Source organism: Floridaenema fluviatile BLCC-F154 (genome assembly GCF_041929135.1).
GTDB classification, from domain to species: domain Bacteria; phylum Cyanobacteriota; class Cyanobacteriia; order Cyanobacteriales; family Aerosakkonemataceae; genus Floridanema; species Floridanema fluviatile.
On sequence record NZ_JBHFNS010000064.1, the window covers coordinates 91,414 to 114,861 of the forward strand.

The 23,448-nt window shown below is 40.7% G+C and carries 20 protein-coding genes; 10 read left to right on the forward strand and 10 right to left on the reverse strand.

Annotated elements, in window-relative coordinates; all coding sequences use genetic code 11:
* The first annotated feature begins 9 nt into the window (after window positions 1–9).
* Window positions 10–1,638: a mechanosensitive ion channel family protein gene (locus tag ACE1B6_RS16715; protein WP_413258386.1), complete on the forward strand. Its 1,629-nt coding sequence runs from the start codon at window positions 10–12 to the stop codon at window positions 1,636–1,638.
* On the opposite strand, the gene ACE1B6_RS16720 is transcribed toward ACE1B6_RS16715, so the two are convergent.
* Window positions 1,639–2,604, reverse strand: coding sequence for an RsmB/NOP family class I SAM-dependent RNA methyltransferase (locus tag ACE1B6_RS16720; RefSeq protein WP_413258387.1), 966 nt, complete (start codon window positions 2,602–2,604; stop codon window positions 1,639–1,641).
* Between the two features lie 207 nt (window positions 2,605–2,811).
* Between ACE1B6_RS16720 and ACE1B6_RS16725 the strand changes: the two genes are divergently transcribed.
* Both ACE1B6_RS16725 and ACE1B6_RS16730 read left to right on the forward strand, forming a co-directional pair.
* Window positions 2,812–4,188, forward strand: coding sequence for a DUF2157 domain-containing protein (locus ACE1B6_RS16725; protein WP_413258388.1), 1,377 nt, complete (start codon window positions 2,812–2,814; stop codon window positions 4,186–4,188).
* Between the two features lie 51 nt (window positions 4,189–4,239).
* Window positions 4,240–4,863, forward strand: a complete 624-nt coding sequence (locus ACE1B6_RS16730) for a GDYXXLXY domain-containing protein (protein WP_413258389.1) — start codon at window positions 4,240–4,242, stop codon at window positions 4,861–4,863.
* 2 nt (window positions 4,864–4,865) lie between these two features.
* Here ACE1B6_RS16730 and ACE1B6_RS16735 read toward each other — a convergent pair whose 3' ends face one another.
* Entirely contained in the window at window positions 4,866–5,129 is a 264-nt protein-coding gene (locus ACE1B6_RS16735) for a hypothetical protein (protein ID WP_413258390.1), read from the reverse strand.
* Window positions 5,130–5,237: 108 nt separating this feature from the next.
* Here ACE1B6_RS16735 and ACE1B6_RS16740 point away from each other — a divergent pair, with 108 nt between their 5' ends.
* Window positions 5,238–5,930 carry a helix-turn-helix transcriptional regulator gene (locus ACE1B6_RS16740; protein WP_413258391.1) on the forward strand — a complete coding sequence of 231 codons (693 nt, stop codon included), beginning with the start codon at window positions 5,238–5,240 and terminating at the stop codon, window positions 5,928–5,930.
* A 53-nt stretch (window positions 5,931–5,983) separates the two neighbouring features.
* Here ACE1B6_RS16740 and sppA read toward each other — a convergent pair whose 3' ends face one another.
* From sppA to dnaN, 4 genes are all read right to left on the reverse strand, one after another.
* Complete coding sequence (sppA, locus tag ACE1B6_RS16745; protein WP_413258406.1) at window positions 5,984–7,816, reverse strand: signal peptide peptidase SppA; 1,833 nt, start codon at window positions 7,814–7,816, stop codon at window positions 5,984–5,986.
* Window positions 7,817–7,878: 62 nt separating this feature from the next.
* Window positions 7,879–8,907 carry a type 2 isopentenyl-diphosphate Delta-isomerase gene (fni, locus tag ACE1B6_RS16750; protein ID WP_413258392.1) on the reverse strand — a complete coding sequence of 343 codons (1,029 nt, stop codon included), beginning with the start codon at window positions 8,905–8,907 and terminating at the stop codon, window positions 7,879–7,881.
* An 80-nt stretch (window positions 8,908–8,987) separates the two neighbouring features.
* Window positions 8,988–9,524, reverse strand: a complete 537-nt coding sequence (gene pyrR, locus ACE1B6_RS16755) for a bifunctional pyr operon transcriptional regulator/uracil phosphoribosyltransferase PyrR (RefSeq protein ID WP_413258393.1) — start codon at window positions 9,522–9,524, stop codon at window positions 8,988–8,990.
* Window positions 9,525–9,727: 203 nt separating this feature from the next.
* On the reverse strand, window positions 9,728–10,894 hold the full coding sequence (dnaN, locus tag ACE1B6_RS16760) for a DNA polymerase III subunit beta (protein ID WP_413258394.1): 1,167 nt from the start codon (window positions 10,892–10,894) through the stop codon (window positions 9,728–9,730).
* Between the two features lie 403 nt (window positions 10,895–11,297).
* On the opposite strand from dnaN, the gene ACE1B6_RS16765 reads away from it, so the two are divergent.
* From ACE1B6_RS16765 to ACE1B6_RS16780, 4 genes are all read left to right on the forward strand, one after another.
* Window positions 11,298–12,491, forward strand: a complete 1,194-nt coding sequence (locus tag ACE1B6_RS16765) for a caspase family protein (RefSeq protein ID WP_413258395.1) — start codon at window positions 11,298–11,300, stop codon at window positions 12,489–12,491.
* 116 nt (window positions 12,492–12,607) lie between these two features.
* On the forward strand, window positions 12,608–12,832 hold the full coding sequence (locus ACE1B6_RS16770) for a hypothetical protein (protein WP_413258396.1): 225 nt from the start codon (window positions 12,608–12,610) through the stop codon (window positions 12,830–12,832).
* Window positions 12,829–13,215: a type II toxin-antitoxin system death-on-curing family toxin gene (locus ACE1B6_RS16775; protein ID WP_413258397.1), complete on the forward strand. Its 387-nt coding sequence runs from the start codon at window positions 12,829–12,831 to the stop codon at window positions 13,213–13,215. The genes ACE1B6_RS16770 and ACE1B6_RS16775 overlap by 4 nt, the downstream gene beginning before the upstream one ends.
* A gap of 208 nt (window positions 13,216–13,423) precedes the next feature.
* Complete coding sequence (locus ACE1B6_RS16780) at window positions 13,424–16,681, forward strand: CHAT domain-containing protein (RefSeq protein WP_413258398.1); 3,258 nt, start codon at window positions 13,424–13,426, stop codon at window positions 16,679–16,681.
* Here ACE1B6_RS16780 and ACE1B6_RS16785 read toward each other — a convergent pair.
* Both ACE1B6_RS16785 and dnaA read right to left on the reverse strand, forming a co-directional pair.
* Window positions 16,656–16,781 (reverse strand): hypothetical protein, encoded by a 126-nt coding sequence (locus ACE1B6_RS16785; RefSeq protein ID WP_413258399.1) that lies wholly within the window; start codon window positions 16,779–16,781, stop codon window positions 16,656–16,658. The genes ACE1B6_RS16780 and ACE1B6_RS16785 overlap by 26 nt on opposite strands.
* A gap of 350 nt (window positions 16,782–17,131) precedes the next feature.
* The gene (dnaA, locus tag ACE1B6_RS16790) at window positions 17,132–18,502 is read right to left on the reverse strand and encodes a chromosomal replication initiator protein DnaA (RefSeq protein WP_413258400.1); all 1,371 of its coding nucleotides are present in this window, start codon (window positions 18,500–18,502) and stop codon (window positions 17,132–17,134) included.
* 136 nt (window positions 18,503–18,638) lie between these two features.
* On the opposite strand from dnaA, the gene ACE1B6_RS16795 reads away from it, so the two are divergent.
* Window positions 18,639–19,844: an HhoA/HhoB/HtrA family serine endopeptidase gene (locus ACE1B6_RS16795; protein ID WP_413258401.1), complete on the forward strand. Its 1,206-nt coding sequence runs from the start codon at window positions 18,639–18,641 to the stop codon at window positions 19,842–19,844.
* Between the two features lie 59 nt (window positions 19,845–19,903).
* The gene (def, locus tag ACE1B6_RS16800; RefSeq protein ID WP_413258402.1) at window positions 19,904–20,428 is read left to right on the forward strand and encodes a peptide deformylase; all 525 of its coding nucleotides are present in this window, start codon (window positions 19,904–19,906) and stop codon (window positions 20,426–20,428) included.
* 54 nt (window positions 20,429–20,482) lie between these two features.
* On the opposite strand, the gene argS is transcribed toward def, so the two are convergent.
* Together argS and nadC are read right to left on the reverse strand one after the other, a co-directional pair.
* Window positions 20,483–22,240 (reverse strand): arginine--tRNA ligase, encoded by a 1,758-nt coding sequence (gene argS, locus ACE1B6_RS16805; protein WP_413258403.1) that lies wholly within the window; start codon window positions 22,238–22,240, stop codon window positions 20,483–20,485.
* Between the two features lie 34 nt (window positions 22,241–22,274).
* Window positions 22,275–23,156 (reverse strand): carboxylating nicotinate-nucleotide diphosphorylase, encoded by an 882-nt coding sequence (gene nadC, locus ACE1B6_RS16810; RefSeq protein WP_413258404.1) that lies wholly within the window; start codon window positions 23,154–23,156, stop codon window positions 22,275–22,277.
* Window positions 23,157–23,448 lie beyond the last annotated feature (292 nt).

Below are 23,448 nucleotides of genomic sequence, written 5' to 3' on the forward strand. Positions count from 1 at the left end.
AAAACTTGGTTGATTCTATTCGTAACAACTCTACTTTTAATTGTTACGATACCAGTTTATGCCCAACAACAAAATACTAACGGAAATCCAGTAGACGGTTTTCCTGTAGTTTTGGATGGTCAAGAAATTTTCCGAGTTAAACAAGGAATTCCTGGGATTGCTACGGCTGAAGAAAGGGCAGCTATTATTAAAAAAAGATTGGTAACAGTTGCCAATGATTCTACTATTTTACCAGAAGCTATTCAACCAGAGAAACGGGGAAACGACTTCTTAGTAAAAGCCGGAGATAAGGTTTTATTTACGATTATCAAAGAAGATGCAGTTGTTTATAATAAAAGTCGGGAAACCCTCGCTCAAGAAGCAACTAAATTTATTCGAGCTTCGATAGTTAAATACCGGGAAGAACGCAAGGCTGAAAATTTAGTGAAGGGGGCAATTTTAGCAGTTATTAGCACTGCTGCATTGCTAATTTTCTTCAGATTTACACAGAAAATAGTCACTAAATTACTAACTGAAATTAAAGTTGCCCGCAAAGCAGATGCACTGGAATTAAGAATTAAGAATGTTCAGGTTTTCGGTTCCAATGCTATGAGTTACTTGTTGAGCGGATTTGTTCGTTTAGGAAGATTAGCAGTAATTTTGCTCAGCCTTTATGTTTATTTACCTTTCGTTTTAAGTCAATTTCCCGTAACCAAACCTTTAGGTGATAGCATTCTCAAAGATATTGCTATTCAAATCGATCAACTAGTAGAAGGCTTTAGCAAATACCTGCCAAACTTGCTGACTATTGGCATTATTGTCCTGATAACTTTTTATGTAATTGAATTCGTCAAATTGGTAATTTCCGAATTAGGGAGAGATGATGCCTATCCCTGGTTTTATACAGAGTGGATACAGCCTACTAATCGTTTAGTTACATTTTTAATTGTAGCGATCGCCCTAGTAGTTGCCAGCCCATTTTTACCCGGATTTGGTTCACCAGCATTTCAAGGAGTTTCTCTATTTTTAGGTGCATTATTCACCTTGGGTTCTTCATCCGCTGTAGCCAATGCTGTCGCTGGAATCATTTTAATTTATACTCGTTCTTTTCAAATTGGCGATTTTGTTGCTATTGGAGACATCAAAGGTTCAGTAATTGAAAAGTCTCTTTTTGTTACCCGAATCATTAATCCTAAAAAAGAAGTAATTACCATGCCTAACGCGAAAATTCTCGGTAGTGATGTAAAAAACTTCAGTGTTGTTCAGCGGGAATCACATCAGGGTTTAGTATTATATACAACCATTACTTTAGGATATGATCTACCTTGGCGGAAAGTACATGAAGTGTTAATTAAAGCAGCTGGAAACACAAAATATATAATGGCAGAACCGCGTCCATTTGTATTACAAACAAGTTTAAATGATTTCCATATCAGCTATGAAATTAACGCTTTTACAGACCACCCGGAATTAATGCCAGAAATTTATTCTGACTTGCATCAAAATATTCAAGACTACTGCAATCAAGCCGGAATTGAAATTCTCTCTCCCGCTTATACCGCTATTCGTGATGGTAACTATTCAACTATGCCAGCTGATTATTTACCTGATGATTATACTCCTCCAACTTTCGGTATTAGTAGTCAAAATAGTCATTAATTAAACCTTTTCAACCGGAAGTTTAATTACAGCAAAATTTTCTAAAATTTCGGAATCAAGCTGATTTTTGGTTCCGGTTTCTATATTTCTAAACAATGCTGTAAATGCCCCAGCGCCTAATTTATCTTGCGGGAAAATGCGGTAACAGGGGAGGTGGGTTAAGTGCGATCGATAATTCCGTAAATGCTCAACTTCCACCGCCTGAAACTGAGGAAACTTCTTCATCAACCATTGACAAACCTCCTCATTTTCTTCCAGCGAATAGGTACAAGTCATATAAGCTAAATATCCCTGCGGTGCCACAATTTTCGCCGAATTAGCAATAATTCGCTTCTGCCTATTCGCACACTGATTAATATTAGCAGGGTGAAAACATCCCACCGCCTTTTCGCCTTTGGCTAGCAAAGATTGCCCAGTACAAGGCGCATCCACAATCACTAAATCGCTAGTTTGAGCAAAGTTTTCCGCTAAAACACTCGGATCTCTATTCACCACAACAGACGGCTGAATTTGACATCTTTTTAAATTAGAAATTAACATTCCCAACCGTTTACCAACTACCTCATTACTAATTAATAATTCTGGTTGGAAAAGTCGCCAAGCAAAAATTCCCTTCCCTCCCGGTGCAGCACACATATCAAAAACTACTTTTACCGGAGAGGGAATAGTTAATAAAATAGAGGCAGCAAACACCGAAGAAAAATCTAAACAGTAATAATAACCTTCATTGTGTAAAAAATGTTGACCTGGTTTCGCATCTAAAGCTAATCTATCAATAAAATCAGGTTGCCAAACTGTCGAACTTTCCACCGAAAAAGGCAATTCATCCGATTTTTTTCGACACCAAAGAATGCTAGGGTGAAATGGTTGAGGCTGAGTTAATGCTGTAATAAATTCTTCCTGGGAATTGGTGTCTGTAAATAAACGACGACTCAGTTTAATTAGTAAATTAGATGGTTTTTCCATAAAGGGACGGTTATATAAACTGTCATATTTCAGTCAAAAACACAGATTAGCTAGTTAAACTAAGTCTATGCTATTTACATTTTAAACTGTGAGGTATCTATCAAAATCTTCTTTTAGTGGGAAAGATGACATTTTTTGGAACCGCAGAGGCGCAGAGGACGCAGAGGAAAGAGATGGAGGAGTTTTGTAATTATTTAGGATGGTTACATGGTTTCAGATAAATTTCGCCACCAGTTACGTCAAGAGGTTGAAAAATGGCAAGCTGAGGGGTTAATCGATCGATCGCAATACGAACTATTATCCCAACGCTATCAATTTAATACGTTAGAAACTTCTGCCCGTAATCGTTTTATTGTAATTATAATTGGGCTAGGAAGTCTGCTTTTAGGATTAGCTGTTATTACTTTTGTTGCCGCAAATTGGCAATATTTGTCAAGGGAATTTCGGGTTTTCTTATTGTTGAGTGTATTTATCGGAGTGAATATTTCTGGGTTTTATTTATGGCGATATCCTACTGAGCAATGGCAAAATCGTTTGGGTCGAGGATTATTATTTTTAGGGGCGCTAATATTAGGCGCAAATATGGCACTAATGGCGCAAATGTTTCATCAAAGTGGTTCCCCTGCTGGATTATACATAGTTTGGGGAATTGGTGTGTTAGCAATGGCTTATAGTTTGCGTTTAACTTTGTTAGGAATACTCTCAACTTTATTGATCGCAATTGGCTATTGGTGGGGAGTTATTGAACTTTCGGAAATAGACGATTTTTCTTGGTTAAAGTTAGTTTTACAAAATATGCCTTTATTGGCAAGTTTGATGTTTATTCCGTTAGCTTATTGGTGTCGATCGCGTTGGCTATTCGGTATAGGTGCGATCGCAGTCATCACTTCCCTAGAAGTAACCTTAACTCAAATCCAGCTTCCCGGTAGATTTTTAGGATCGTTAATTACTACAATTGCTTTTGTTATGCCCCCAGCATTATTATGGGGATACGATGATAATTTTTGGCGGTTCAATTTAACTGGTCACTCCCAAACCAAACCTTTTCAAGTAATAGCAAGAAATTTAGCTTTACTTTTTTTGACAGTTTTATATTACCTCTTTTCTTTCCGGTTTATGTGGAGTACAACACAGCCGAATATATCTGGAAATTTTAGTTCAAGCAATCCTCTCTTGCTAATAAATGTAGGATTTCTTGGGTTAATCACAATTTGGGAATGGCTAAATTTAGGACGACAGATCGATCGCACTACTGCTGTTGTGGCTGGATCGATCGCGATCGGCGCAATTACACTTTTATTTCATCTCAATCTTACTCCCATTCCCGAATTTGCTGTCTTCATTTTCAACGCTGTGCTCTTTATTCTCGCCGCAGGTTTAATTCGAGAAGCATTAGCAACAGGCGAAAGACGCGGATTTTGGAGTGGCATCATATTGCTGACCTTACAAATTGCTAGCAGAATGTTAGAATATGACACCAATCTATTATTTAAAGCCTTTGTTTTATTCCTTTGCGGTGTTGGTATTATCGCCGCCGGACTCTGGTTTGAACGTTATCTCAGAAACTTTAATCCTGAACAATAAACTTCGGATTTTTTACCACAGATATCCACAGATAAACACAGATGAACACAGATGAATACTAATAATAATTCAGAAACTTCCCCTACTATTCGTTCTTGGAGATTTTGGCTACCTTTAGCTTTTCAAACAGCTTTAATTGTCGCCATTCCTGCTCAAGCTATTTTAGTTCATTTAACCGGAAAAACTGCCATTTTGCAAACAATACCAGTCGATCCTTATGATTTATTACGAGGTTATTCTCAAACTCTTAGTTATGATATTTCTCGACAACAAACTTTAGAAAAGTTACCAGGTTGGAAAGAGTTAGATCGGGAAAAAAGAAACTCTTTAAACTTATATGTAATTCTGGAAGCACCCAAAGAGCAAACTTCTTCCGATCGTCCTAAACCTTGGAAACCTATTGCAGTCAGCACTTCTCGTCCTGTAGATTTGCCAAAAAACCAAGTTGCTCTGAAAGGTCGATTACGTTACGGTACAGTTACTTATGGACTGGAAAGTTATTATTTCCCCGAAAATCAGCGAGAACAGTTCAATAAAGATATTAGTCAGGCGCAAACGGGTGTTGAGCGATCGCAAGGAAAACCTTTACCCTTCGTCGTGGAAGTAAAAGTAGACTCCCAAGGTAATTCAGTCCCCGTGAGTTTGTGGGTGCGCGATCGCAAATACCGTTTCTAAAATCACTCCTCGCGCTTCATTTGTAAAGTCGCACCCAGCCCCGCACCCAGCCCCGCAATTAACCCAGTACTCATACCTTGGATAGTTGACAAGATCGGACTTTGAGTAATGCACTGTTTGCTCGGAGATTCCGCTAACCAACAACGATTACTTTCCGCCCAGCTAGCTGTACCTCCTAGCACCACACCTACTGTACTGCACGTCACAATATAGAGGAAGAATCGGTTAATTTTTCTATCTTTTGGGCGAGGTTTTTTTATGTCCATAGAAAGATGTAATTTTTCAAACTACTTGTCTAGTCCGGCTTAATATATTCTGCCCATAAAACCGACAAATGTTTTCTTTGTTTGATTAGTAAATCTAAGCCTACTACCGTGAAAAACCATTTTAATATAAGCAAAGCTGATAAATCTCCCGTTGAGAACATGGAGGAAAGACAAAAATCCAAAGATCAAATCCTCTACTTCTTAAAAATGCAAGGGGCGCAAACTGCCACTACCATTGCCAAACAGTTAGGCGTATCGCCAATGGCTGTTCGCCAACATTTACAAGTACTTCGCGCCGAAAAATTGGTGACATACTACGAAGAACGTCGCCCCCAAGGTCGTCCCGTCAAGCTTTGGCATTTGACGGAACACTCTATCAGCCAGTTCCCCGATAGTCACGGTGATTTAATGGTTGATTTATTGCGGGGAGTAGAAACAGTTTTCGGCAGTTCGGGATTAGAAAAACTTTTAGCAGAACGTACTGGGCGGCAAATTCAAGCTTACACTGCTAGAAGTGCTGAGATTGCTAATGGGAAAGATTGGTCAGAAAAGGTAAAAGCGATCGCCAATTTAAGAGCACAAGAAGGCTACATGGCAGAAGTAATTTCTCAACCTGATGATGCCTTATTATTAGTAGAAAATCATTGCCCAGTGCGATCGGCAGCTAGTAGTTGTCAGTTATTATGCCGTTCCGAATTAGAAGTTTTTCGCACCTTATTAGGGCCAAAAGTTTCTATTCAAAGAGTAGAACATATTTTGGCAGGCGATCGACGTTGTGCCTATTTAATTAAAAAAATATAGATTGAAAATCCCCGACTTCTTCAAGAAGTCGGGGATCTGGGTAACAAGCCTAACTAGTCAATCCGCAAATTATAAGGCAATCGCGCATAAACATTAAGTGGATCGTTGAGGTTAGTTAACATTTCCAATTCCGTCGTTAAATGTTGAAAAGTTTCCCTAAAAGGGCCAAATTTCATTACCGTATTTACAGGTTGTTCTTCGCTAGAAACATTTGGCACATAGCTAAACAAATTTTTCAAAATTCGTTCTTCTAACGAACCACTTCTACTAAATTGTTTTAACTCCCAATCATCACCTAATTTAGCTTCTTTAGCCGCATATTTAACCGCTTCATTGATGCCGCCAATGTCATCAACTAACCCAACTTCTTTTGCTGCCAAACCTGACCAAACTCGCCCTTGAGCAATTTCTTGAACTCTTTGAGGTGTTAGCTTCCGAGAGTCGGCAACTTTACCAACAAACTTATAGTAAACGTGATTAACAGAGTTTTGGTAAATTGCTAATTCCTCTGGGCTTCTTGGGCGAGAAACCGTTTGCAAATCAGCAAAACGCCCAGTTTTTACTACATCCCAATTAATCCCATTACTGTTAGCTAATTTTTGCAAATTTGGTAAAATTCCGAATACACCAATAGAACCAGTAATTGTGTTTGGTTCCGCAAAAATTCGGTTAGCATAAGTGGAAATCCAATAACCACCAGAAGCAGCATAATTTCCCATTGAAACTATTACTGGTTTAACTTTACGAGTCAGTTTTACTTCTCTTTGAATAATCTCAGAAGCAGTTGCACTACCGCCAGGACTATTTACCCGTAAAATTACAGCTTTGACATCTTTATTTTGGCGGAGTTGACGGAGTTGGTTAGCAATGCGATCGCCTCCCACCTGCCTTAAACTACCTTCACCATTAACAATTTCCCCTTCCGCATAAACAATCGCAATTTTATTTCTTGATGAACGTTCTTGACCAACTTCGCGATCGGGAACTCGCGCATAAGTACCCAAGCTAATTTGGCGAAAAGTTTTATCCTCTTCATCACTATCAGTTAGTTTTTTTAAGTCAGTTACTACCTCGTCGAAATAAGCGACTTTATCTACCAAGCGACCTTTTTGTGCTTCATTCGCCATCAGCAAACCTTTACTGTCTGCGATCGTCTGAATTTGTTGCGGACTTAACTGGCGACTTGTACCAACTGTACTGCGGAAATCTCCCCAAATATCATTTAATAATCTTTGTGTTTGTTGGCGATTTTCTGTACTAAACTGTTTCAGAATAAGTGGTTCTATCGCTGACTTATATTTACCAACTCGAAGCACCTGTACGCCAACACCATATTTTTCTAAAGCACCGCTAAGAAACATGGTTTCTGAACGCAAACCGTTAATCTCTACAGCACCCATTGGGTTAACTATGACAGTGTTTGCTACCGAACCTAAATAATAAGTAGGTTCATCCCAATCTACATCATAAGCAATAATTTTTTTCCCAGTAGCTTTGAAACGCTGTAGAGCTTTTCTCACTTCTTTAAGAGTAGCAAAACCAGAAACTCCGCCTTCCGATTCTCCGCTACCATCGAGATAAATAGCCACAATTCGCTTATCTGCTGCTGCCCTATTAATTGTTTCCAAAACTGTGCGGAGAGTAACCGAATTTTCCTTTTCTCCTGAGACAGCTTTTTGTAACAATTCACCTGTACCTGAACCAGGGTTAGTATCAGTAATTTTAGTCGCTAAGTCAAAAACTAAAACTGATTTATCTTTAACTTGTGGCCCAGTATCTTTCATTGCTGCCGAAATTAGCAAGAAAATTAAACTTCCTGTACCCAAACCAAAGAAAATCAAAACACCGAGAAAACTGGCAAAGGTGTATTTGAAAAAATCACGCATTTTAGCCATCAATTGTTACTTGTTAGTTGTGAGTTGTCAGCTGTTTTGCCAACTACTAATCACTATCCTAATCTTTTTAAAGCCTTTGAGTGTTTCAGATCTTTGAGAGTGGCGTTACCCGTGCAAAACAAAACTGTGGTAATCTCTGCAATTAACACCTGCACCAATTCGTGTAATGCTGCTTCCGAGACAGCCGCAGCTTGTAAAAACGGCATTGCTAAACCTGCGACATCTGCGCCGAGTGCGATCGCCTTCGCCACCTCCAAGCCATTCCGCAAGCCCCCAGAAGCAATTAAAGGCACATCAGGCGCAACATCCCGGACGCTAACAAGACATTCTGCCGTAGGAATACCCCAATCAGTAAAAGTTTGTCCCAAACGTCGCTGCATCGCATCTTGAGCTCTTTCGCTTTCCACCTTCGCCCAAGAAGTACCACCTGCGCCAGCCACATCAATTCCCGCCACACCCGCATCAATTAACTTTTGCGCCATTTCCCCAGAGATGCCATTACCAACTTCTTTAGCGATCACAGGTACGGGCAACTTTTCACATAATTTGGCGATTTTATCTAACAATCCCCGAAAGTTAGTATCGCCTTTCGTTTGAACGCATTCTTGCAACGGATTCAAATGTAAAATTAAGGCATCTGCTGCTAATAAATCAATAACTTTTTCACATTGATCGATGCCATATTTATAGTTTAATTGAACAGCGCCTAAGTTAGCGAATAAGAGAGCGTTGGGGGCGTGCGATCGCACCGCAAAAGTTTTCCCCACCTGCGGATCTTCCACCGCCACCCTTTGGGAACCAACACCCATTGCAATATTATAATGTTGTGCTATCTTCGCTAACCGCTGATTAATTTCTCCAGCAAATTCCGTACCCCCTGTCATCGAAGAAATTAGCAGTGGCGCAGCCAAGTTTTTACCGAGAAAACTAGTAGTTAAATCAATTTCATCTCGATTAATTTCCGGTAAACAACAATGATTAAACTTATATTTTTCCAGACCATTAGTAGTTTGTTGAAATTGTACAGCTTCTTCGAGACAGATTCGCAAATGGTCTGCTTTCCGCGCCTGAGTTTCTGCCATAAATAAGTTAATTTAATTGTTATGAGACAGCAGTTAAATTTATTATAATTCTTATTTCCGGTAAATTTCCCACCCAGACTTTAAGGTTTAATTAATTCCACCCCATCCTTACCATCAAAATCTTGCAAATAAACCTTTACCTGTTCATCTTTAGCGGTCGGCAATTGTTTCCCCGTAAAATCAGGTTGAATAGGTAACTCCCGATGTCCCCTATCTACCAACACCGCCAAAAGAATCGATTCTGGTCTACCATATTCAATCACCGCATTTAGTGCAGCCCGAACAGTTCGCCCCTTATAAATTACATCATCTACGAGGACGATCGTCTTCCCCGAAACATCAAAAGAAATATCAGATTTCAAAGGAGCTCGCATCCCAATGCGATCCAAATCGTCCCGATAAAAAGTAATATCCAAAGCACCAACAGGCACTTCTATTTGTTCCAACAAATTAATTTGCCTAGCCATTAAATGTGCCAAAGGCACACCCCTAGTATGAATCCCCAACAAAGCCAACTTAGACAAATCAAGACACCTTTCCACCACCTGAGAAGTCATGCGGTTAACAGTACGTCTTACCTCTTCCGCCGAAAGAATTTCAATCACCTTACCACTCATCTAACACTCCTATTTAAGTTGTAAAAATCTCCTCTCTTCCTCTGTGTTCTCTGCGTCTCTGCGGTTCAAAAAAATAAATATAAAAACCTCTTCTCCTCTTTCTTCTTTCTTCTTTCTTCGCGTCTTCGCGGTAAAAAAAATCTTTGTCCTAAATTAAAAAAGACTACTATGAAATTAGAGGTTTTAGAAACCTCTAATTTCACTTAATTCCGCAACTGCACAGGCATAATCAAATGAGTAGCCTTCGCACCACCCAACGGCTGTAAAACCACCGGACTAGTAGCATTATTTAACTGCATTTGCACCTCCTGAGTACTAATATTCCGCAAACTTTCCATCAAATATTTCACATTAAAAGCAATCTCCATATTATCCCCAGAAAACTGAATTGCAATAGTTTCCCGACCACTACCTACATCCTTAGCTTCAATAGATAAAGTCATCTTTTGATTATCAGCATCTAAAGTAGCTTTCACGATTTGATTTTTCGGATCTGTCAAAACCGAAATCCGCTCCAAAACACTTAAAAACTGCTTTCTTTCCACAGTCAAAGACTTATTAAAACCTTGAGGTAACAACTGACGATAAGCGGGATATTGTCCCTCAAGTAAACGAGAAGTAATACGTTGATCTAACCATTCAAAAACCACTTGACCTTGACCAAAATGCAGAGAAACAAGTTGTTCAGGAGTTTCAGCATTTCCTGATTGTTTCATCCGTAAAATTCTTTCTAATTCTCCCAAAGCCCTAGCGGGAACAGTAGCATTTAAATCTAAATCTTCATCATCTATATCTGCTGCTGGTTCCAGTTGATTAAAAGTCTCAACCATTGCTAACCTATGACCATCAGTAGCTGCAAATTCTAAACCTTCATTACCAAAAGTTAAATGAACTCCGGTTAATACTTGTTTAGTTTCATCAGCACTAGTAGCAAAGAGAGTACCATGTAAACCTTCGATTAAAGTTTCCCCTGATAGATTAACAGTTTGGGCATCTTCAATAGAAGGTAATTCGGGAAATTCTTCTGCACTCATTCCGCGAACTTGATAACTTCCAGAAGCACAGGTTAGAGTTGCGATCGCAACTGTTTCATCATCACTTACGGTAATCTCTCCATCCGGTAAACGGGAAACAATATCATTTAGCAACTTAGCTGGTAGCGTAATAATCCCATCTTCCGTAACTTCCGCCGCAAAACTAGTTTTAATCCCCAAAGTCAAATCAAATCCAGTCAAGCTAACTCGCTGCGTTTCCTTGTCTGCTGTCAACAAAACATTTGCCAGTACAGGATGTGTCGGGCGCGAGGGAACTGCACGACTGACTAAGGAAAGGTGGGTATTCAGGTCATTTTGAGAACAAATGAATTTCATTGCCGTTCAAATCTTCAAGTGCAGTAACTCTGGCAAACTTTGCTCAGAAGGAGATCCTATCATTTTCAGGCGATCGTTGCCGCTTCTGGTCATTGAGCAAACCTACCTATAAAAATTTTTGTATTTTTATATACTTTATTAACGATTTAATTACCAAACCTGTGGAAAATGTGGAAAAACTCTGAAAATAGCTGTCATCTCTGTTTTTCAGATTTATCATTCTGTGGAAAACTTGTGGAAAAAACCCCCAAGTTTTCCACAGAGTATTTATACTCAACAGCTTTCCCCGCAACATCCCGACTTTTTCCCCAATTTTCTCCAGAATAAAATACGAGCAAGTTTAACCTTATATTTTGAAAGCCCAGGAATAAAATTGATCTCAAAACCTACCCAGCATCGAAATATGACTCGCATTACTCGTCGTCATCTCTTACAATCAGCTAGTTCAGCATTAGCAGCCCTGGGGATTAATCAGTTATTATTCCAACAGCAAGCGCACCGTTATGGGCAAGTCCTAGCTCAAACTACCCCGCGTAAACTAGCATTACTAGTTGGCATTAATGAATATTCCTCCCAACCTTTAGAAGGATGCCTCAACGATGTAGAATTGCAACGAAATCTACTAATTCATCGTTTTAAATTTAATCCCAAAGATATTCTCGTTTTAACTGATACCAAAGCCACAAGACAAGGAATTTTAACCGCCTTTGAAGAACATTTAATTAAACAAGCTAAACCCGGAGATGTGGTAGTTTATCACTATTCTGGACATGGTTCGCGCATCTTCGATCCTAACCCCATTGTTGTTGAGCAAAATCAACAAGGATTGAACGGAACTTTTGTGCCAGTTGATGGTAAATTACCTGCTGGATATCCCGAATTTGGGGGAACAGTGCAAGACATTATGGGGCATACTTTATTTTTGCTGATGTCTGCCCTCAAAACGGAAAATGTCACCGTTGTTTTAGATAGTTGTTTTGCAGGTGGCGCTACCAGAGAGTCGCGGGTACGTTCTCGCGATGGTGGCAAAAAGGTGTTAGTTTCTCCTGATGAAAAAACCTTCCAACAACAGTGGTTATCACGATTAAAAATGTCACCAGAAGAATTTGTTAGAGGCTATCGCACAGGTGTTGCTAAAGGTGTTGTGGTAGCTGCGACTGCACCGGATCAACTGGCAAGGGAATTAAATATTAATGGCTTTATATCGGGAATTTTTAGTTATTTACTCACCCATTATCTTTGGCAGTCAGATAGTAACATTGAACAAGTATTTCAGAAGATTCTCCCAGAAATACCGAAACATTTTAATCAGATGCCTCGTTATGAAGTAAAACCGGGGACTAGCTATCAACAGCAACCTTTGTATTTTATTAATTCTCCTAATTCGACAGCACAGGCGGTGGTGATGCGAGTGAGTGGGGATACTGCCAATTTGTGGTTAGGAGGAGTTGATTTGCGAAAGGTAAATGTGGGAACGGTTTTTACTGCGGTTACGGGGACAGGACAAGTGAAAGTTTTGTCTCGCAATGGAGTAGTTGCACAGGCAAAGATAGAGAAAGCAGTAACAGAAGGAACGCCTTTGCGTTTGATGAGTTAAATTGGCATCGATAACATATTGTAGAGAGGTTGTATACAACGTCTCTACAAGGAATCGGTGGTAACGTACCTTTAATTTCTGGAAATGTCTCATAGTAGTTTTTGTTTCTAAATGTTATGACTCAAGAAATGCGTCAAGAAATCGTTAAGTTAGCCAGAGAATTACCAGATGAACTGTTGGCAGAAGCTTTGGTATTTTTACAGAATCTCACACAAGAAGCACAGAAAACTCAACCTGATAATTCGGCAACCATTGAACAGTCTGAATTTGACAAAGCAATGGCAGCTTATCAAGTGATTAGTGAGAAGTATAAAAATGCGTTACGAGAATTAGCCCAGTGAATGAACCGCTATGGATTTCTGAAGAAATTGTTCGAGTCATTCAACAAGATCAAATTCAGCAGCATGGTGGCAGTTTAGGAATCAGGGATGAAAATTTACTGGCTGCGAGTTTAGCCAGACCAAAACATTTATTAGCTTACGGTGAACCTGATTTATTTGATTTGGCTGCTGCTTATGGTTATGGTTTGGCGAAAAACCATCCATTTGTTGATGGTAATAAACGCACAGCTTTTGCAGTAATGGCAACTTTTTTGTTGATGAATGGCTATTTACTAGATGTTCCTGAAAAGGAGGTCGTGCAAATAATGGAACGGTTGGCAACTGACGAAGAAAATCAAGAATCTTTAGCCCAATGGTTAAGGAAAAATTCTGGATTAATGTAAGTTGCTGGTTATGAGTATAGGCGTTTTTGATCCCCCTAAATCCCCCTTAATAAGGGGGACTTTGAATTCCGGTTCCCTCCTTATTAAGGGGACTTTGAATTCCGGTTCCCCCCTTATTAAGGGGGGTTAGGGGGGATCAAAGCTGTAACTAACAACTTAAGTTATTAGCAGGATGATGTGAATGCAAATCAAGGAAATTGGTAAAACAATGAACAGAAAAACAAGTCAAAACAAATTGGTTTTTGCTTTTATCAAGGGCGTTTCAGTATCAGGAATTATCCTTGGGGCGTTGTTATCGGAGTCGGTAATAGCCACTTCCAAAACCTCAGAAATTGGGTTTCTTCTGGGCATATCTAATGACCAAACTACTAAACTCAAGAAACCCGGTTTCTTAACCGATCAAAACACCATCATCGCCCAAAATAGCAGCAACTCAGAAGCGGATAGACTTGCTCAAGAAGGCTTGCAACTATATGAGCAAGGAACAGCAGAATCATTAAGGGCAGCTTTGGAAAAGTGGGAAGCCGCCCGCCAACTATATCGCGCGGCTGGGGATAAAGGAAAGGAAGCCTTAATGCTAATGGGTATGGGCAGAATTAATAGTGACCTGGGAGAAAAGCAGAAAGCCCTAGACTACTACAACCAAGCTTTACCTCTATATCGGGCAGTGGGGAACAGAGGGGGAAAAGCCACTACTCTCAACAATATTGGCTTAGTGTACGACTCACTGGGAGAAAAGCAGAAAGCCCTGGACTACTACAACCAAGCTTTACCTCTATATCGGGCAGTGGGGGATAGGAATGGGGAAGCCGGAACTCTCAACAATATTGGCTATTTGTACGACTCATTGGGAGAAAAGCAGCAAGCCTTGGACTACTACAACCAAGCTTTACCCCTATTCCGGGTGGTGGGCGATCGCCGGGGGGAAGCCACTACTCTCAACAATATTGGCTTAGTGTACAACTCACTGGGAGAAAAGCAGAAAGCACTGGACGGCTATAACCAAGCTATACCTCTATATCGGGCAGTGGGGAACAGAGGGGGAGAAGCCACTACTCTCAACAATATTGGCGGTCTGTACAACGACCTGGGAGAAAAGCAGAAAGCACTGGATTACTACAACCAAGCTTTACCCCTATATCGGGCAGTGGGCGATCGCTCAGGGGAAGCCACTACTCTCAGCAATATTGGCTTGGTGTACAACTCACTGGGAGAAAAGCAGAAAGCCCTTGACTACTACAACCAAGCTTTACCCCTATCACGGGCGGTAGGCGATCGCGAGGGTGAAGCCACTACTCTCAATAATATTGGCTTAGTATACGACTCACTGGGAGAAAAGCAGAAAGCACTGGACGGCTACAACCAAGCTTTACCTCTATATCGGGCAGTGGGGAACAGAGGGGGAGAAGCCACTACTCTCAGCAATATTGGCTATTTGTACGACTCACTGGGAGAAAAGCAGAAAGCCCTTGACTACTACAACCAAGCTTTACCTCTATATCGGGCAGTGGGGGATAGGAATGGGGAAGCCACTATTCTCAATAATATTGGCAGTATGTACCAGTCTCTAGGAGAACAGCAGCAAGCCCTAAACTACTTAAACCAAGCTTTACCCCTATATCGGGCAGTGGGCGATCGCTCAGGGGAAGCCACTACTCTCAACAATATTGGCAGTGTCTACTACTTACTGGGAGAAAAGCAGAAAGCCCTAGACTACTACAACCGAACTTTACCCATATTACGGGCAGTGGGGGATAGAAGGACGGAAGCCACTACTCTCTACAATTTTGCCTCCCTCAAACGCAGTCAAGGCAACCTCACCGAAGCCCTAACAGACATCGAAGCCGCCATTACCATTGTCGAAGACCTCCGTACCAAAATCGGTTCTCAAGAACTTCGTCAATCCTACTTTGCCACCGTTCAGGGTTATTACCAGTTCTACATCGACCTATTAATGCAACTGCACCAACAAAACCCCAACCAAGGATATGATGGTCAAGCATTGTACATTAGCGAACGCGCCCGTGCCCGAAGTCTCCTCGAACTCCTCACCGAAGCTACCGCTAACATTCGTACTGGTGTTGACCCCAAACTGTTAGAAGAAGAACGCAATTTACAACAACAACTCAACGCTTTAGAAAATCGTAGATATCAACTACAAAGCGGTCAATATAACGAACAAGAATTAAATGAAATTAAACAAAAAATCAATAATCTTCTCGACCAATTCAAACAATTACAAGCCCAAATTCGCACCAATAGTCCCCGCTACGCTGACCTGAAATATCCCCAACCTTTGAATCTGCAACAGATTCAACAACAGGTACTCGATGACGATACTTTACTTTTACAATATTCCCTTGGTAAAAACCGCAGTTATCTTTGGGCTGTCACCAAAAACAGCATTACCAGTTACGTACTTCCCAAACAAAGTGAAATCGAAGCTGCTGTAAAAACTTTCCGCGAATCAGTGACTAAAAATAATACCGCAACTCTCGATACTGGACTGCCACTGAGTAAAATACTCCTCGCCCCTGTCGCTAATCAATTGGGTAATAAACGCTTACTAATTGTAGGAGATGGAGCATTACAATTTGTTCCCTTTGCCGCATTACCTCTCCCCAATTCTCCCACCAATCCACTGTTAGTTCAAAACGAAATTGTTACCCTTCCTTCTGCCTCAACTGTTGCCATTCAACGTCGCCAACTGCAAAATCGTACACCTGTCGCCAAAACTGTCGCCGTGATTGCCGATCCGGTTTTCAATCGCACAGATTCTCGGATTACAGGCAATCCACCCACACCAACTAACAATACATTATCCGAGCTTAGTTTGAATCGCGCCGCCCGTAACTTAGGTTTAGGGGAAGATGGAGGTGGGAGAATATTTGACCGTTTGCAATTTACTCGCACTGAAGCTGATAAAATTCTCGCCTTTGTTCCACAAACGCAACGTCTGCAAGCTTTTGATTTTGATGCTTCTCGTCAAATAGCAACTAATCCCGATTTATCCCAATATCAAATTATCCACTTTGCGACTCACGGTTTACTCGATCCTGTCAATCCTGAATTATCAGGAATTGTGCTGTCTCTTTACGACCAAAATGGCAAATCTCAAGATGGTTTTTTGCGCCTCCATGATATTTTTAACCTGAATTTACCTGCGGAATTAGTAGTTTTAAGTGCTTGCGAAACCGGATTGGGTGAAAATGTGAAAGGTGAAGGTTTGGTGGGCTTGACAAGAGGCTTTATGTATGCTGGGTCAAGGCGTGTAATTGTGAGTTTGTGGAGTGTGAATGATGCGGCGACTTCGGAGTTAATGGCGAAGTTTTATCAGAAGATTTTGCAAGGGGGAAAAAATCCGGTTCAGGCTTTGCGAGAAGCACAATTGGAAATGTGGAATTCTCAGGATAGGCGATCGCCTTATTATTGGGCGGCTTTTACTGTGCAGGGAGATTGGCGGTGAGCGAATCACTGAGCAAGTCACCTGGAGGAAATATAACATCCTCTAGGTCATCATCTTCGAGATCGTCATTTAGGATTTCTAAGTCTTTGGCAGCGGTCATGACTAGAGATAGTTGAACAATCCTGCCCTCAGTTTAGCTGGAATTTTTGGGTTGTGCGATCGCTTTATTTTTGGGTAGCGTTTACAGTACACGAAGATTGGCGGTAATAAATTCTTGGTAAATTACTGTAGGGGCGAAGCATTTGGGCGATAATTTATGCAACCCACAAAAGATTTTTTGTCCAAATGCTTCGCCCTGTCTTGGTGGGAAATTGTAGATATAGCTTATCTGTGGGGCAGGGCGAAGCATTCGGATTGTTATATTTTGGTTGAGTTTCATAAATTGTCGCCCGAATGCTTCGCCCCTACAAAATTTCGATATTTCAATATTTCGATATTTTGATATAAGTTTTATCCCCGACTTGCTAAGTTTATGCGATCGCTCAACTGCCGCAAACTCTGTGCCATACTCGGATCGCTGTCTCGCAATTGAGCAATTTTGTCACAACTATACATCACCGTTGTATGATCTTTCCCGCCAAATTCTTCACCAATTCTAGGTAAACTCAATTCAGTATGTTGGCGCATCAAATACATTCCAATTTGTCTGGCTACGCTAATTTCCCTTCTGCGAGAATTACCTTTCAAATCATCAATAGACACATTAAAAGCATCAGCAATTACCAACAAAACTGCTTCTGGAGTTACCATTACTTTCTCAGTTGGTGGATTTAAAATTGGCGCAATATTTTCCACCGTCATCGACAATCCAGAAATTGACATATAAGCCACAGCCCGAATTAAAGCACCTTCTAATTCCCGAATATTAGAAGTGAAATTAGTTGCAATATATTCAATTACATCACGAGGCAATCGCATATTTTCATATTCGGCTTTTTTTTGCAAAATTGCCATTCTCGTTTCTAAATCTGGCGGTTGGATATCAGCAATTAAGCCCATAGAAAAGCGGGAACAAAGGCGTTCTTGTAAACGGGGAATTTGATTTGGGGGGCGATCGGACGCTAGAACCACCTGTTTACCAGCTTCGTGTAAAGTATTAAAAGTATGAAAAAACTCTTCTTGCGTGTATTCCTTACCTTCAATAAATTGAATATCATCCACCAAAATTACATCAGCCGCCCGATAATGTTCCCGAAAACTCTGCATACTATCCTTACGAATCGCTGCAATTAAATCATTAGTAAATTGCTCAGTAGAAACATAAAATATTTTAGAATCAGGCGCAATTTCTAACCGATAATGACCAATTGCTTGCATTAAATGAGTTTTTCCTAACCCAACTCCACCACAAAGAAATAAAGGATTAAACTCTCTTCCCGGAGATTCCGCAACGGCTAAAGATGCAGCGTGCGCCATGCGATTATTTGGCCCAACTACGAACCGGGAAAAAACGTGCTTAGGGTTAAGTGTACTTGGTTTTAGTCGATGTCTCTCCAGATTTTCGGAAGTTTTCGCCTCGTCAGGTAGGGGCCAAAAAATTTGGGTATCAGCGTTAGAAGAAGTTTCCTCACCTTGGTCAATAGTGAGGTAAATTTCTACCCTATGACCTAAAATGTCTTGTACCACATCTGCGATCGTCTTGATATAGTACTTCTGAAGCCAATTCCGGGCAAATGGATTAGGTGTGCGAATCACCAAACAGTTATTTTCCAACTGTTCCGGCGACGCAGTTTTAATCCAAGTTTCAAAAGTGGGGCGGCTTAATTGTACCTGCAACCGTTCCAATACTTGACTCCAGAGACTCTCAAGACCAACATCCACAAGCTTTTCCCCTAGTGCTAACAGGCAAAAATCAATTATCCCATCAGCTTAGCAACTCTACAGTCGCAGATCTAAACCAAGCAACGTTAATCATTGTTCGTGCAAGATAGGATTAGATGCTTAATTTGACAAAATCATGATATCGGTCAATTTTTCGGGAAAAAAACCAACTATTCAGCGAATGTTACTAGTAGTAGCAGCAGGGATAGCATTTTTATCAGGCTGTTCTCAGCCTTCCGCTTTAAAAAGTGAGGGTGATTCACCAGACAGTGAAAATCAAAATACTCCCCTTCCAGTTTCCCAAACAAATCCCAGAACTTCTAACTTTGTAGTAGAAGCAGTGGATAAAGTTGGCCCAGCAGTAGTAAGAATCGATTCTTCCCGCAGAGTCAGAAGAGACATGGCTGAAGGATACGGAGATCCATTTTCTCGCCGATTTTTTGGCGCACCTCCACCTTCCCGCAGAGTGGAACAAGGAACTGGATCGGGTTTTTTAATTAATGCTGAAGGACAAGTTCTTACTAATGCTCATGTGATTGATGGTGCGGATACAGTTAAGGTAACGCTTAGTGATGGTCGTAGTTTTACAGGTAAAGTTTTGGGACAAGACAAAGTAACTGATATTGCAGTAGTCAAAATTAATGCTGATAATTTGCCTACAGTTCCTTTGGGTAATTCGGAAAATTTACAACCTGGAGAATGGGCGATCGCAATTGGCAATCCTCTAGGTTTAGATAAAACTGTTACTGTAGGCGTAATTAGTGCTACTGACAGAAGCAGTTCTCAAGTAGGTGTTCCCGACAAACGCATTGGTTTTATTCAAACAGATGCCGCAATTAATCCTGGTAATTCTGGCGGGCCTTTGTTAAATTCTCGTGGTGAAGTAGTTGGTATTAATACAGCAATTATTGGTGGTGCTCAAGGATTAGGTTTTGCCATTCCAATTAATCGAGCCCAACAAATTGCCCAACAATTAATTACCAAAGGGAAAGTTGAACATCCTTTCATTGGTGTACAAATGGTAAATCTAACTCCCGAAATTAAAAAAAGATTAGAAGTTGCTAGCAATGGCAGAATTAATATTACTGCCGATCGCGGAGTTTTAGTTGTTCGCACTGTACGTAATTCTCCCGCAACTAGGGCAGGAATTAAACCTGGAGATATAATTCAAAAAGTTGGCGATCGCACCGTCACCAAATCCGACCAAGTACAGGACGAAATTGAGAAATACAAGGTTGGCGATCGTTTACCCATCCAAGTCCAACGCGACAACAAAACCGAAAATTTACAAGTTCAACTGGGTACTCTCCCCACTACCGCAACAATGAATGAAGAACCTTAAACTAGTAGTTAGTTACTATATTAATTGCAGTTTTCATTAATCCCAAATCTGGAATCACCATGTCTGAAATTTTGCAAATCTCCCAACTTGGTAATCCCATCTTACGCCAACAAGCCCAACCTATCCACGATGTTCAGGACGAACGAATTCAAAAACTAATTGATGATTTAATTGCTACTGCTGTTGCCGAAAATGGTGTTGGGATAGCTGCACCCCAAGTAGCGCGATCGTATCGCTTATTTATTGTTGCGTCTCGTCCCACTCTCAGGTATCCCAACGCCCCCTCAATGTCCCACACACCAATGATTAATCCCCGCATTATCGGACATTCAACAGAGGTAGTAAAAGATTGGGAAGGTTGTTTAAGCGTTCCCGGAATTCGCGGTTTAGTCCCCAGATATCAGACAATAGAAGTTGAATATACCACCAGAGATGGCAAATTAGAAAAACAAGAATTAACCGATTTTGTCGCCAGAATTTTTCAACATGAATACGATCATTTAGAAGGAATGGTATTTTTAGATCGGCTAGAAACCACCAAAGATATCATCACCGAACAAGAATACCAAAAAATCATTGTCTAACCGTAGGGTGCGTTACACTGCGTTAACGCACCAACTAATTTATTTCTGCTCTAACTACATCCTTTCCAAAACTTGAATTCCCAACAAAGACAATCCCAATTTGAGAGTTCTAGCAGTAATATCGCAAAGAATTAACCGAGAACTTCTTTGCGGTTCTTCTGCTTTCAAAACATCACATTCTTCATAAAACTTGTTAAACTTTTTACTCAGTTCATACAAGTACTCACAAAGGCGATTAGGTAACAAATCTTGCTCGATATTTTTGAGAACTTCGCTAAGTTGTAGCAAATGTTTTGCTAATACTAACTCCTCATCTTCTTGTAATAACACTTTAGCATCTTTTTGCAGTTGCTCAAAGTCTATATTACCTTTACGTCCAATGCTACGAATCCGCGCATAAGCATAAAGTAAATAAGGTGCGGTATTCCCTTGAAGAGAAAGCATTTTATCGAAACTGAAGACATAATTGCTATTCCGATTTTGGCTTAAGTCAGCATATTTAACTGCACTAATACCAATTACTTGAGCAACATTAGCAATAAACTCTTCAGACTCTTGGCGATTTTCATCTTTTAGTCTAGATTCTAAATCGGCACGGGCGCGATCGATCGCCTCATCCAACAAATCTTTTAACCTTACAGTTTCCCCAGAACGAGTTTTTAGCTTCTTGTTATCTTCACCCAATACCAACCCAAAAGGAACATGAACTAATTCTACATTATCAGGAATCCAACCAGCCCGTTTTGCCACTTGAAAAACCTGTGCAAAATGATTCGCTTGTCCTGCATCAGTAACATAAATAATCCTTTCAGCACGATCCTGAAAAATCCGATAACGCAGCGCCGCTAAATCAGTAGTTGCATAGTTATAACCTCCCCCAGATTTTTGCACAATCAAAGGCAAAGGTTGACCTTCTTTGTTACTAAATCCTTCTAGGAAAACACACTGAGCACCAGCATCTTCTTCCAGTAATCCTGTCTTTGCCAAATCCTCAACAACATCTGGTAACAAGGGATTATAAAAAGACTCTCCCCTTTCCGTTACTTTCACATCCAGCAAATTGTAAATTACTTGAAATTCCCGCCGAGATTGTTCGCAAAGTAACTGCCATGCGCGACGCGAATCTTCCGCACCAGATTGCAGTTTTACAACTTCTTCTCTCGCCGTTTCTTGGAATGTTTCATCTTCATCAAACCGCTTTTTAGCCTTACGGTAAAATTCGACTAAATTCCCTAAATCAACTGCATTAGCAGTAGTCAATGCTTCCGGGCAAACTTCTCTCAAATAGGCAATCAACATTCCAAATTGAGTTCCCCAATCTCCCACATGATTGAGTCGGAGAACATCTTCCCCTTTAAATTCTAAAATCCGGGCAATACAATCACCAATAATCGTCGAACGCAAATGCCCAACGTGCATTTCTTTGGCAATATTAGGGCTAGAAAAATCAACAACTACTCGCTGAGGATTTTTGCTTGGGGAAATTCCTACACGAGGATCTGTTTGAATAGAATTTACTTGCGCTTCTAAATATTCCGGTTTAATTGTCAAGTTAATAAAACCAGGCCCAGCTATTTCTGGAGTCAGGCAGATATCTTCTATTTTAAGATGTTGGATTATTTTTTCTGCGATCGCCCTTGGTGCTTGTTTCAACTGCTTGGAAAGTCCCAAAGCAGCATTAGATTGATAATCACCAAACTTTGGATTGCTAGCAGGTACTAACATCGGATCTACTTCAGCAAAATCCGTGCCAAAAGCCGCAATTAAAGCTTGTTGAAACTTGGTTTTTAGTTGTTCAATAGTAGAATTCATGGGAATCTTGGCTACAAAATAAGCAGCTTGTCTTTTAATTCATGGTATTCATGTCCAGCTTCATACTCACATCTAACCAAGTAGAACGAGTAATCGGTGCGCTGGTGGAGATATAGTCTATCCCAGTTTCGGCTACTGCACGGATAGTTTCCAAAGTAATATTGCCCGATGCTTCAATTTTGATCCGCTCATTAAATTGACGGATAATCTCTACCGCTTGCCGCATCACTTCTAGCGGCATATTATCCAACATAATAATATCCGCACCATATTCTAAAGCTTCTTTGACTTGATTAATATTTTCCGTTTCCACTTCTATTGTTAAAGGATAGGGCATTTGCGCTCGAATCCGGGCGATCGCATTTCCAATACCACCAGCCGCCTGAATATGATTATCCTTGATCATCACCGCATCATCCAAACCCATCCGGTGATTCACCGCCCCTCCTACCTGAGAAGCGTACTTTTCCAATAATCTCAAACCAGGTCTAGTTTTGCGAGTATCCACCAATTTCACAGGTAAATCAGCAATTTTATCCGCATATTGCCGAGTCAGACTGGCAATCCCACTCAAGTGCATCACTATATTTAAAGCTACCCGCTCTCCCATTAATAACGCATCCGCAGGGCCATGTATTCGCGCAATCACATCCCTTTTCTCGCACCAAGTTCCCTCAGCAACTATAGGTACAAAGCGAACTTGCTGACTCATCATCTGAAACACTCTAGCCGCAATAGGTAATCCAGCGATGATCCCCTCTTCTTTAGCAATCCACTCCGCCCTACCCACTCGCACCTGTCCTGATAATAAGCTTTGGGTGGTGCGATCGCCCCGCCCCAAATCCTCCAACAACCAATTCTGTAGGATAGAATCCAAAACCAACCAAGATGGTAAAACAGGAGTTCCACTAACCACTTAAATTTTTCCTCTGTAACTTTTAGCCTTCTGGAGATAACTTAACTCAAAACCCTCTCCAAAAGCGAGTTATAGCCTTTCCCCAAAAAACTTTTTCCAAATGCTTGACAAACCCGAATAGGGTTGGTAGATTAGTAAAGCGGTCGAGAGGAAGCCGAGCGAAAGTGAAGCACTCCAGAGCGCCCGAACCTAGAAAAAAGTATAGTTTGAAAGCCAAAAAAAGCCAAACTCGTCAAAGAAAAATATAAAAGTTTCCTTTCGGGGAAACGAAAGAGTCAAGTTATCAAATCAA